This window comes from Candidatus Chryseobacterium colombiense, from assembly GCA_029203185.1.
GTDB classification, from domain to species: domain Bacteria; phylum Bacteroidota; class Bacteroidia; order Flavobacteriales; family Weeksellaceae; genus Chryseobacterium; species Chryseobacterium colombiense.
On sequence record CP119310.1, the window covers coordinates 3,316,262 to 3,329,662 of the forward strand.

The following is a 13,401-nucleotide window of genomic DNA, read 5'->3' on the forward strand; positions in this document are numbered from 1 at the left end:
CTTAAAAAATTTCCAGATAAGTAAGTTTTTTTAATTGGTAAATTTAAAATTAGATAATTTGGAGTGTATATACTGCTATTTTCAGAACTAGAAAATATATATTCGAAGAATTTTAAGATAAGGTTTTAAAAAGATTTTATATAAGAGGGGGTAAAACTTTTACCATTTTTAGAAAAAGAAGTAAAACTTTGATAATACAAAATAGAATAACAAAAAATTCAGACGTTTAGAAACTTAGAATTAAAAAAGCTGCCCAATTAATGAAGCAGCTTTTTATAAGTCAAGGATTTAATTTCTACTCTTTAATAAATTTAAAAGTTTTAATTTCTCCTTTTTTAGTAATGAAGTTGGCAATATAGTTTCCTTTCACAAGTGTGGTAACATTTATTTTATTGTCAGATAACTTGGAAGTTACAGCAAGCTTTCCGGATGCATCATAAATGTTAATCAGTAAATCTGCATCTTTTTCATTGATATAGATGTAATCTTTCGCTGGGTTAGGATAAAATTCAACTTTTTTATCATTAGTGGTCGCAACCTCATTTGTTGATAATGTAGAAAGAGAGTCTGAAGTTGTAATTAAACTAAAATTTTGGCTTCCACCCGTTAGAGTGCCTTTGTGGGTAACAATAATAGTATAGCTTCCAACAGGATTATCAACATCAACCCTTTCGAAATTGTCAACATTATTTGTTCCTGTATTCGTTGCAGGGCTAAAAGGAGATGACATTCCTTGTAACTTCCAAGGATAAAAAGTTAAACTGTTTTGGACAACTTTTACATCTAAGTCGTTAACTAAATAGTTTGTTGAAGGATCATTGGTTCCGGTGTTCCATGTAGGTGAAGCAGGGTCCGTCCAAGAAATTGATACTTTTAAAGGATTGTTTCCGCTTGCGGTAATAGTTTTGGTATATGTTCCCCCATTTTGAAGGGTAAGTTCTTCTATAATACTTTTACTTCCTGAAGTATTATTTTTATCTCTAATCGCTATAGCTGCTTTTTCAGCATTTACAAGTCCCCATCCAAAAGAGTAATCAGGTCCTATGTCTGTTCCTGCTTCATCTGCGGTGTGTAAAATAAGCCCCTTAGTTGTTGCGGCTCTCATATAGCCAGTATACAACTGATTATAATATTGCTGTAATAGCAAAACAACACCGGTAATTCCAGGGGATGCCATTGATGTACCACTCATGATTCCGGTAGCTGTATCAGAAGTATTAAGAGTAGATCTCACAGATACTCCTTTCATTGATATATCAGGTTTTATTCTACCGTCATCTGAAGGCCCCCAGCTACTGAAACTTGACATAACTACACTTGAAGGATCAGTATATGTTGTCACTTGATTAACTGCTGCAACAGTTATAATATTTTTCGCATTCCCATGACCGAATATCATATCATAACCACCTTTTGCTGAGATTTGAGTTGATCCAGGAGCTGTAGTTTCGTTTCGATCATTCCCGGCGGAAAAGATAGGTAAATAATATGGGTTGCTGGAACAGATGAGATCAATTTGTCTAGCTCTACTATCATATGCTCCATAGAACCATTGTGAGCTTAAGGATCCAAATCCATAAGAATGGTTAGAGGTAAGTAGACCTGTTGACGCTTCAGTTGTCATTTCAGATAGATCATTATTCCAGTCATATGAGTTAATACTTGAATTAAAAGCGACTCCTCTAACTAAAGGATTAATTCCTTGTGCAGCAATAGTTCCAGCAACATGGGTTGCATGATCAGCTCCACTAGCTCCATCTAATATGTTGATTTTGCTAAAGCCATTTACAAGGAACTCCTGATGACTAAACCGGGCACTGCCTCCATCCCATTCACCGGCAATCATGTTTTGTCCTTGTATGTTGAGGCCTAGTCCTCCTCCGGAATATAATTTGTTTGCTCTGGCAGTTATGGCTGCTCCCTGATTGTGGGTTTTTGCATATATTAAATCTCCATTAGGACTTACATCCATAAGTTCAATCATAGTAGCATTATCTAAACCTATGAAATATTTCTTTTTTTCATTAGGATTAGAGTGAAGATAGTTTTCAACTCTTATTTTGGCAGCTTTGTATTCCTTGTTGAACTCATTTACTAAACTTTCATTTATAGATTTATTAGAAAAAGAAGCAATTTTTTTTCTTTCCTCGGCTGTTTGAGCACTAAAAAGTGTAGGTAGAATTAATAATCCTAATAACAAATAGTATTTATTTTTCATTGCATAAAAAAATTTTGTCAAAAATACAAAATTAATCAATATTGTTTCATTTTGTGTTTGTAAGAAATGTTTTTTTTTAATAATTGTGAAATTTATATTTGCTTTTGTAATTAGTATTTATCTTAGCATTATAAAGAAATCAATATTATTTGTTGTTGAAACGTATATGTTTATGTTGGAAAGTGTTAATGAATATTGAGAAAATGGATTAAAATAGAAATGGCTTCATAAAAAAATGAAAGCTAATTAAAAAAATTTTGGTGGTGTTAATATTTTTTAACATATTTGCAGCAAAATAATATTAAAATTTGTTAATATGAATGTTAAATTAAAGTTACTGAGCACAGGGGTTCTTTTCTTTTTGGGAAGTGCTTCTTTACTTGCACAGGAAAACGGTCGCCGTAAGAAAGATACAGCTGATGTAAAAGACATCGAAGAAGTTGTTGTTGTTGGTTTAAAATCTACAACTAAGAAGCAGGCTGTTATTTCAACTGCAAAAATTGAAAGTGAGAAAATTAATAATCGTCCAAACTCGAACTTGATGAACATTGCGCAAGGTCAGTTGGCGGGGGTTAATATTTCAACAGGTAGTGGTCAGCCGGGATCTAAGCCAACGGTTGTAATCAGAGGATTCAGTACAATTAATGGTAATACAGATCCATTATATGTTATTGATGGATTTCCAACAAATGCTGATAGCTTTAGATCATTGAACCCGAATGATGTAGAGAGTATGGAGGTTTTGAAAGATGCTTCCGCTACAGCTATGTATGGTAACAGAGGTGCCAATGGTGTTATTGTGATCAGAACAAAAGGAGGCGGTTTCGCTTCTAAAACAGTGTTTAACTATCGTTCGCAGATTGGAGTTTCAACTTTGCAGAATAATAGATATAATATGGCTGATGCAAAACAGTTACTTACTATAGAAAAAATGGCAAGTGCTGGTAAAGGAAATGGAATGACTTACGATCAAATTGCAAACTTTAATGTTAATACAAATTGGTTAGACTATTTCTTTAATCCTTCTTTATTACAAAGTCATGATTTTGGAATAACGACAGGTGGTCAAAACCTTAGTTCATATACAAACGTGGGTTATTTAGAGCAACAAGGTGTGCTTTCTACCACTGGTTTAAAAAGATTCTCTTTGAGAACAAATGTAAATGGTAAGACCAATAATAATAAGTTTACTTATAGAGTAGGTGTTTATGCAGGTCTTTCTAGAAATACCCAAGCTTCTAGTTTAGGTACGGGAGGTGTGAACCAGAACTTAGTTATTGGTGGTTTGAGAGGGGCTCCATATATTTCACCTAATGATTATGTATCAGGTGGGGGGATTTCTGCTAATTTAGTTAATACTCCTTTATTCTTGATGGATAAAGAAAGAACTTATAAATCTGCAATAGATGATTTAAGATTGGATTTAACGTCTGAGGCAAATTATAAAATAACAGATGAGTTAACAGCAACAATGAGAGCTAATGCACAGTTGTTGTCTTTAGACGGAAATACTTATCAAACACCAGATGCTTGGAATTCAGTGTATTTTAAAGCGTCTAATCAAAATTGGGTCGGTTTTGAAACAATGTCTTCATCAAGACAGTTTAACTTTAATAACTTATATCAATTAAGTTACTCTAAAAGAATAGGAGATCATAAGATTGATGTTTTAGGAGGATATGAATATAATAACTACATGATTAAAACAACTAGTTTTACTCAGAATGGTTTGAATCCTAAAGTTTGGGTTCCTGGAACAGGAACAGGTTATCCTGCATTTGTAGCTGGAGATAATTATAATGTCCCTAATGTAAGTGCTGGTCAATCTAGACTAAATATGTATTCATACTTTGCTAACTTAGACTATGATTACAAATCTAAATATGGTGTTGTAGCCAACGTTAGAAGGGATGCTACAAGCCGATTTAGTAAAGACAATAGATGGGGGACATTCTGGTCTGTTGGAGCAAGATGGAATATCAACGAGGAGAACTTTATGAAAGATGTTGATTGGGTAAATATTCTTAAAATTAGAGGATCTTATGGTACAGCAGGTAACCAAAGAATTGTGGATGGAACAATTTTCGCAGGACTTAATCCAAAAGCCTATTTAAACTCTTACATAACAGGCTCTAATAGCTATAACGGTACTCAAGCTTTAGGAATTAATTTAGGGTATCCTGACTTACATTGGGAAACTACTAAACAGTGGAATGCTGGGGTAGATTTTGAATTATTCAAAAGAAGATTAAGAGGTACTTTCGACATATATGAAAAGAAAGGTGTTGAGATTTTCTACCCTTGGCCTCAAAGTTATTTAATTGGTACTGGAGCGGTTAATCTGAACTCTCCTATTGATTTGAAAAACAATGGTATTGAAGTTAACTTTGCGTATGATGTAATTAAGAACGGTAATTTGACTCTTACTTTAAGAGGGAATGGAGCAATGAATAAAGAAAGAGTTTACAACTTGCCAAGCTCGCCTTTGATTGATGGTACCATACCAATGCAATATAGTGCGAATGGACAGCTTTATCAAGCTCCATATGTATATCACTACTTAGGAGTAAATCAATCTAACGGTAATCTTTTATTTGAGGATGCAAATGGAAATCCTACGGAAACTCCAACTACTGCAGATTTGAAACCACTGAAATATGGATTTAATCCTAGATTCCAAGGAGGTTTCGGTTTTGATTTAGATTATAAAGGATGGTTTGTGAATACGACATTTACTTATGTAGCTAAAGTTTATAGATATGATTATGATTGGGCATCTGTAATGGATCCATCTAATTTGGGGAGCTTCAATGTGAGTGCTGATTTATTAAATGCATGGACACCGACAAACACAAATACTAATATTCCTTCTTTGAAAGCTCAGAATATTAACTATGACGGTTTATCTGATAGATTCTTGGTTGACGGATCTTATTTAAGACTTCGAAATGTACAAGTTGGATATAATGTTCCTAAATCATTGATTAAAAATACTTTCGTAAATTCTCTTTCTATTACATTGCAAGCAGAAAACCTTGTAACTTGGTCTAAATGGAAAGGATTTGATGCGGAGAGTAATATTGGTTCTGATCAAGGAAGATATCCATCACCAAGAATTTATACACTAGGGTTTGATATTAAATTCTAATTATTAAAATTTAACTAATGAAAAAGATATTTTATATAGCAATAGCAGTTTTAGGATTAACTGCGACTTCGTGTAGCGAAGAATTGATGGAAACTTATGCACCGGGTGCTTTAACTGAGGAAACAGCAATTCAGACTGCGGATGATTTACAATTATTTTTAAACAATACATATAATGGATTAACAAGTAGAAGTGAGTCTGAGTTTGTTTCTATTTTTACTGATGAAGTAGGTATTGGTTTTGAAAACGGAGGACAGGGTATTAATGATGACTATGTGTTTTTCATGACTCCTCAGGCAACTGCCCCAGATAATCTTTGGGCTGTAAACTACTTTACTATCGCTAGGGCTAATCGAATATTAGATTTAGCTACTAAATTGAACCCAACAACAGCAGCTGATATTAATAAGATTAATAAAATAAAGGCGGAAGCTTTAACTTTAAGAGCTTACTGCCATTTGAGAATTTTATCTTATTTTACTACAGATATGAAAAATCCGTCAGCTCTTGCCGGTATTATTTCTAATAAAATTTATGGTATTGATGATAATGATTATCCTAGAAATACTAACGCAGAGTTTTATACATTTATTCATAATGATTTAGATCAAGCTATTACGTTGTTTAACGGCTTGCCTGCAGCTGCTTTTTCTAATATTTTTGCTAGTAAAACATTAGCACAAGGATTAAAAGCAAGAGCCTATACTTATGCAGGTGATTATACGAATGCAGAAACATGGGCTAATACAGTTATCAGTACTTCTGGGCTGTCTTTATCAACATATGCAACTTATCCATCAGTTTTTCTTACTGAATCTAATGCTAGTAATGTAGAGGTTATATTCAAGTTAAAGAGAACTAATACACAAAATGCTCAAGCCACCAATCTTCATAATGCTTGGTATAATGGTGCACCTTCTGTAGCAGGAGCTCCTTGGTATGAAATAAGTAGAGCATTGTTTAATAAATTAAATACTTCAGATACACGTTATAGAACATTAGTAAATCCTAATTCTACAATTGATCCAAACTATGCTACAGCAGCAGATGTTAGGAATTCAGATAGATTGCTAATTAATAAACATGGTGGAACATTGACTGCAGGTGCTGCTCCTTGGGCATCAACTGCTTCAAATGCTAATAACAATGACATTAAAGTGATGAGATTGGCAGAAATGTATCTAATCAGAGCTGAAGCTAGAACGGCTGCAGGTGATTTGGTAGGGGCTGCAACAGCTTTAAAAGCATTAAGAGATTCTAGATATAGTGCTGCTCAGACTTTGCCTGTTTTTGCTAATGCGCAAGCTGCATGGAAAGCAATTCTTGATGAGAGAAGAGTAGAATTTGCTTTTGAAGGATATCGTTTCATAGATTTAAAAAGACTAGGAACTTTAGCGAATTCAGGAATAGATAGAAACCCAGCTGATTACCAGTCTGCAACATCAAATTATCCAGCAGGTAACCCAGCAAATCTACCTCTAAATAGTTATAAATGGGCATTGCCTATTCCAACTAGTGAAACAAATGTTAACTCTGCTATTCAGCAGAATCCTGGTTATTAATTTAAATTTTTAAAACTTCATTATGAAAAAGTTATTTAATATATTCTTAGGATGTGCTTCATTACTTATGGTCGCATATTCATGTGAAGCTGAACAGCCTTATTATGACGGTGATTCTTATGTACACTTTCAAGTAGCTACTCAAGAAATACTTGCAACAGCAGGTACTCCTTACGCAGATGCTAAGATTGATTATGGTACAACCCATGCTGTTAATGGCGATCATCAAGTAATGCTTGTATTAGATCAAGCTAATTCAACTGCAGTTGAAGGTGTTGATTTTCAGATTCTTAATAATAACACAAGTACATTAGCATCAGGAGCTTCAAATGGTCAATTTACAATAAGAGTTTTAACTCCTAAAATGACAGAATCTCCTAAATTTGCAGTATTCAAAGTGCAATCTCCAACGCTTCCTAGTGCTGTTTTCAGCAATAAGCTTACTGTAAGAATGTCTTTAACTTGTCCTATCAGTAATTTTATTGGTACTGGATTATTTACTAATACTACAGCTTATTGGATGGCTCCTGCTGGTACGACTTATCAAGTGCAGAACGTAAGTTCAGGATCAACTAATCAATTTATCATTAAGGAATATATGGACGATGGTAGTGATCTAAAAGTAAACTATGATCCAACTACTTATCAAGTTTCTATTCCACTACAACCAACTGGTTATGCACCAGCTGCGGGACAAATGGCTTATGCTAGTGATCCTAGTACTGGTCCGGCTTCTACTTTTAATCCTTGTACAAGAGTATTAACTTTGAAAGTATATTGGCATGTTAGAAATACTGCTGGTACGATTCTTGGGGCCTACAACGGTGGACAACCAGCTACAGAAGTATTCACTGGTAACTAAGTAATTCTAATAATAGAATAAAAAAAATACCCCGTCGAAAGACGGGGTATTTTTTTTATTCTATTATTTCTTATTTTTGCTACACAATAGCAATAAATGAAATACATATTTCTTATCATACTCTTTCTGGGTTTTACGGCTCAAGCTCAAATAGTTAATTCTAAAGATAAAAATCTGACTCCTAAAAAAGAAGGAGACTCTTTAATCATAGATTCAGGGAAGAAAGACTCTTTAAAAATATTTAAGCCAACAATTAATGATTATCTCTATCAAAAACAATACGGTGAAAAGAAAATTTTTGATACCGTATTGACCGTTGATAAAACCAATATTTTTTCACAATACAATAACAGAGATAATTTTGGAAAAGTTCAGCTTGCGAATATAGGATCTGGTTTCAATCCGCTATCTTACGAAGTAAATGCTGAACAAAATCTTGCGTTACTTCCTACAAACAAGTCATATGGAATTTTAGGAGTTGAAGATATTCATTATTATGATGTGAAAACACCGACCGCAACATTTGTTTATCATAATGCAATGAAAAACGGAGCGGCTCTGAAATCTACTTATACTCAAAATATAGGAAAGAGATTTAATTTTGCATTAGAATATATGGGACTTCGTTCTCAAGGGCTTTACAGAAACTCTTTAGCAGCAAATAACAATACATTGTTTTCTGGACATTACGTTTCTAAAAAAGGAAACTACGAATTGTTTGCTCACTATCTGCACCAGAATGTGAACAATCAGGAAAACGGAGGAATTGCCATTGACAGTGTTTTTCAAAATGGAGACAGTAATTCCAGTAACAGGCAGAATGTTCAGGTTAATCTGGCAGCTTCAAGCTCTCAATTCTCCTACAGAAGATATTATTTAACGCATCAGTTAACCCCTTTCAATTCAGAAAAATTTCCGTTTAAAATAAGGCACACGCTTTCTCATGAGGGAAATAAATATTATTACGGACAGACAAGTTTGGAGTCCTATTGGTACAGTCTTCCGACAGAGGTTGTTACCGGAGCGGAATATATTTCAAAAAAATATTCGGAGAATTTTAGCAATACTTTCAGCTTGGTTTTTGATAATGAAAAATTCAAACTTGATGCAGGAGTTCGTTATCAGATGTTAAAATTTGGAGCTTCAGAAATTTCTCTGACGGATTTAACCATTCCCAATGAACTTAAAGAGAACCGGATTGGTGCAGTAGGGAATTTACAGATTAAACTATTAGACAAGATCCAATTGAATTCATTTCTCGAATTTTCTAATGGAAGCCAGTTCGGAACTTATCTTAAAACAACGAATAATTTAAAATTTGAACCGATAAAAGATTACTTTGTCAATGCTAAAGTAAATTTCCAAAGTGTTTATCCGTCTTTTAATTATCTGATGAATACTTCCGTGTATAAAAAATTTAATTATTATCTGCAGAATGCTAAAAACCAAACCGTGACAGAGATCGGAGGTAATATTAATTTGAAATGGTTCAAAACAGAATTGTTTGTCAATTATTTCAGAATAGATAATTATACCTATTTTGACAGCAGTGCAAAACCACAGCAAAGCAATAGCTCATTAAATATTTCTCAGATTGGAGGTGATGCTACTTTTAGCTATGGTGAATTTCATTTGAATACAAGATTGCAGTTCCAAAATGCACTTACTAATAAAGATCTTTTGCCAATGCCAAGCTTTATTGGAAGAGCCAATTTATTTTACCAGGCAAAAGCATTTAAAAATGCTGCAGAAGTTCAGATGGGGATAAAAGCCTATTATTTCTCAAAATTCGCATCAAGAGAATATTTCCCGATACTTAACGAATATATTTTACCTACGGCAAATTCTTTCTCAATTGGAGGACAGCCTATGATTGATGCCTACTTTAACATGAAAGTAAAAAAAATGTTCTTTTTCATAGAAGGACAGCAGGTAGGAACCCTTCTTTCACATAACAAAGCTTACGCATTTCCACACTATCCGACCTATGATTTTAGGCTGAATATTGGAATTGTGTGGTATCTGTTCAACTAAAATTTACGCCAAAGTTGAAAACTATTAATAAAATATCGTTTCAAGATATACAAAGTATTCCTCAGTTAGTAAAAGATTTTTTGAATCAGGAAATTGAGGGATTTGAAGAAAATACATTTTCTATAGACAATTTTAAAAATCAGATCCACATAAAGCAGAATGCCTTCTCTTCAGAGCAAAGAAATGTTTTATTTAATACTCTGGAAAAGCAGCTTTCAAGCCTTAAACTTTCTGCAAGGCAGCAAGAACATTTGGAAAGCTTAAAACAGCCGAATACATTTACAATTACAACTGGTCATCAGCTTAATCTTTTTACTGGACCTGCTTTCTTTGTTTATAAGATTTTACAGACTGTAAAAACCTGTACCTATCTGAAAGAAAACTTTCCGGATTTTAATTTTGTTCCTGTGTATTGGATGGCTTCAGAAGATCATGATTTTGCGGAAATCAATCATTTTAAGACTGAATCCAATTATTATGAAACCAATGAAAAATCAGGAGGTGCAGTAGGAAGAATCCATATTCATGATACGCATTTCATTTCCGAATTTGAAAAGGAATTTAAAGATTCTATTTTTGGAACCGAGCTGATTTTGATGCTCAAAGAATCTTATAAAGCAGGAAATACATTGACGGATGCTATCCGAATTTTGGTAAACAGATTGTTTTCTGAATTCGGATTATTAATTATAGACGGAGATTCAAAAGAACTTAAAAACCAGGTTAAAGGTATTTTTAAAGACGAGTTACTGAATTTTAGCTTACATAAAACATCTAAGGAAAAAGTTGATTTCCTGACTAGAAAATATGGGAAAGTACAGGTGAATCCGCGTGAAATTAATTTGTTCTACCTTTCCGAAACAAGAGACAGAATTGATTTTGACGGTAAAAAATATTTCATAGTAGATAAAAATATCTCGTTTACAGAAGAAGAAATCTTAAATGAGCTGGAAAATACTCCAGAAAGATTCAGCCCGAATGCTTTGATGCGTCCGGTGTATCAGGAATGTGTTTTACCCAATCTGGCATATATCGGAGGAAATGCAGAGATCATGTACTGGCTTGAGCTGAAAGATTATTTCAAAAAAATAAATATTCCTTTTCCTTTGCTGATTCCGAGAAATTCCATGTTGTTTTTAAAAGGAAAAACATTAGGGAAAATTCAGAAACTGAATCTTAAAATAGAAGATTTCTTTGAGAATTTTACAACCATTATTAATCATAAAATAGTTGAGGACAGCAGTGTACTGAAACTGTTGGAAGAAAAGGAAAGTTTATTACAGACTAATTTTTCTGAATTAAAAGCTGTTGCGGAAACTACTGAAAGATCTTTTGGAAATATGGTGAAAGCCGAAGAAGTGAGACAGTTGAAATCATTTACCCGAATGAAAAAACGTCTTCTTCACGCAGAAAAAATAAAACAAGGTGAATTGCTGGAAAGATTGGAAAATCTGTTTCTGGATGTGCATCCTTCCAAGAATTGGCAGGAAAGAGTCTATAACTTTAGCGTATTTTTTGCTGACTTCGGGTATTCATGGCTTGAAACTTGTTTAGAAGAAATGGTGGTTCAGGAATCCAGATTGATAATTGTTGCCATTTAATTTTAAAGAAGTATTTTTGTAAATATAACGATCTATTATGATAAAGAGGTTTTTTATTTTATCCAGTATATGTATGGTTTTGGGAGCATCCGCTCAAAAATCACATACCGTTGCAAAAGGGGATACTCCTTATAATATTGCTAAAAGATACGGGCTCACTGTTGATGAATTACTTAAACTGAACCCTAAATTTAAAGAAGGGAAACTGGCTATTGGTGATGTTCTAACGGTAAGATCCGGAACGACTTCAGGAGCTAAAACAAACACTGCTGAAAAGCCAAAATCAATCACCGCTTTTCAATCTGGAAAGATTATTTTGCAGCCTAAACAAACGATTTACGGAATTACGAAACAATATCATGTTTCCGAGGCTGATCTTAGAACACTTAATCCTGATCTTGAGTCTCACATGAAAATAGGAGACGAGATCACCTTACCTCTTGAGAATATCAAAAAATACGGAGGAAATGAGCAACATGTTACTGTGACTACACCAACAGTAACCTCTAAACCTGTTGAAAAAACTGTCGATACCAATACCGTTGCAGATGGAGAATATGTGATACAGGCAAAAGACAACTATTATAGAGTTTCAAAACAATTCAATATTTCCCAGAAAGAATTATTTACTTTAAATCCGGGATTGGAAGAAAGAGGATTGAAACCCGGAGAAAAGATTATCGTAAAAAAATCAAATACAAACACAATTTCTGAACCAGTTAACTCAAAAGAGAAAATGGATTCAGGAAGTGAAAAAAATACAACTCCATCAGAAGCTGTTGCAGGGGATGATTTTGTCACCTACACTGTTCAGCAGGGAGATACTGTTTTCTCTATTGTGAATAAGTTTGGAATTTCTATTGATGAATTAATCGCTTTAAATCCTGATTTATCACACGGATTAAAAGCCGGAATGGTTTTAAAAATAAAAAAACAGGATCCTGCTTATGTAAAGAAAAACGGCGATGCACTAAGTGTTGTTTTAATGCTTCCTTTTGGATATAGTACAAACGAAACACAGTACAGATCTATGGCAATGGATTTCCTTACAGGAGCGAAATTAGCCATCGAAAGAAACGCAAGAAACGGTCAAAAGCTGGAAATTAAAATTGTAGACTCCGGTAACGAAGGAACTTTCAGAAACTCTCTGACACAGATCAATCCTGATAATACAGATTTGATTATTGGACCATTCTTCAAATCGAATGTTGTAGACGTTTTAGACTTTACAAAAAATCAGAAAATTCCGATTGTTGCTCCTTTTGCCAACTCTCCGGAATTATATAACTATAGCAACCTGATTATTGTAGAAACAAACGATCAGACCTATGCCGATAAAATCGTGGATGAAGTAAGAGCTTCTTACTCTGACCAAAAGATTTACATTGTTGCAGATGCTAAAAAAACGAATGCAAATTATATCAAGAGCGGTTTAGAAAAAGCGCTTAAGAAACCTAATGTAATTATCGTTAATTCAGCTTCTGAAATTCAGTTGGATCAGAATATGATGACGGGGCAGTCTGCTCCTGTGATTGCTATTTTAGCAAATGAGAGTAATGATGTGGGAGAAGTTTTTGCGAATAAAGTAATTTCTCTTTCCAAAGACGTACAGGGTATAAAAGCATTCAGTATGTATTATATTCCTGTTTTTGAGAAAAAAGTAGATGAGCTAAGCCAGGCAAATTTAGTCTATCTTATGGATAGAAAAATCAATGCAGAAGGCAGTTTTGAAAAAGAAATTTTAGCCGCATATAAAAGTAAATATTGCAAAACTCCTCCAAAATACGCCATAATAGGGTTTGATGTGGTGAATGATATGTTGACAAGAGAAAACAGAAAAGGAGAGATTTTCAGACAAATGAATAAAGTACAGACCCAATTGGCAACTAAATTTGAGTTTGTGAAATCAAAAGCGAACGGAGCCTATGTAAATACTGGCTACAGAGTTATCAGATTGGTTCCTTAAATGATTTAAT

General features: G+C 33.7%; 7 protein-coding genes. 6 read left to right on the plus strand and 1 reads right to left on the minus strand.

Annotated features, from left to right (window positions below; all coding sequences use genetic code 11):
• Positions 1–295 precede the first annotated feature (295 nt).
• A complete protein-coding gene (locus P0Y62_14980; protein WEK69142.1) occupies positions 296–1,984 on the minus strand; it encodes a S8 family serine peptidase in 1,689 nt (562 codons plus the stop codon).
• A gap of 550 nt (positions 1,985–2,534) precedes the next feature.
• Here P0Y62_14980 and P0Y62_14985 point away from each other — a divergent pair.
• From P0Y62_14985 to P0Y62_15010, 6 genes are all read left to right on the plus strand, one after another.
• Positions 2,535–5,366: a SusC/RagA family TonB-linked outer membrane protein gene (locus P0Y62_14985; protein ID WEK69143.1), complete on the plus strand. Its 2,832-nt coding sequence runs from the start codon at positions 2,535–2,537 to the stop codon at positions 5,364–5,366.
• Positions 5,367–5,383: 17 nt separating this feature from the next.
• Complete coding sequence (locus P0Y62_14990; protein WEK69144.1) at positions 5,384–6,928, plus strand: RagB/SusD family nutrient uptake outer membrane protein; 1,545 nt, start codon at positions 5,384–5,386, stop codon at positions 6,926–6,928.
• 22 nt (positions 6,929–6,950) lie between these two features.
• A complete protein-coding gene (locus tag P0Y62_14995; protein WEK69145.1) occupies positions 6,951–7,790 on the plus strand; it encodes a hypothetical protein in 840 nt (279 codons plus the stop codon).
• 96 nt (positions 7,791–7,886) lie between these two features.
• Complete coding sequence (locus P0Y62_15000) at positions 7,887–9,824, plus strand: hypothetical protein (protein ID WEK69146.1); 1,938 nt, start codon at positions 7,887–7,889, stop codon at positions 9,822–9,824.
• Between the two features lie 14 nt (positions 9,825–9,838).
• On the plus strand, positions 9,839–11,425 hold the full coding sequence (bshC, locus tag P0Y62_15005; protein ID WEK69147.1) for a bacillithiol biosynthesis cysteine-adding enzyme BshC: 1,587 nt from the start codon (positions 9,839–9,841) through the stop codon (positions 11,423–11,425).
• A 37-nt stretch (positions 11,426–11,462) separates the two neighbouring features.
• On the plus strand, positions 11,463–13,391 hold the full coding sequence (locus P0Y62_15010) for a LysM peptidoglycan-binding domain-containing protein (GenBank protein WEK69148.1): 1,929 nt from the start codon (positions 11,463–11,465) through the stop codon (positions 13,389–13,391).
• Positions 13,392–13,401: the final 10 nt, after the last annotated feature.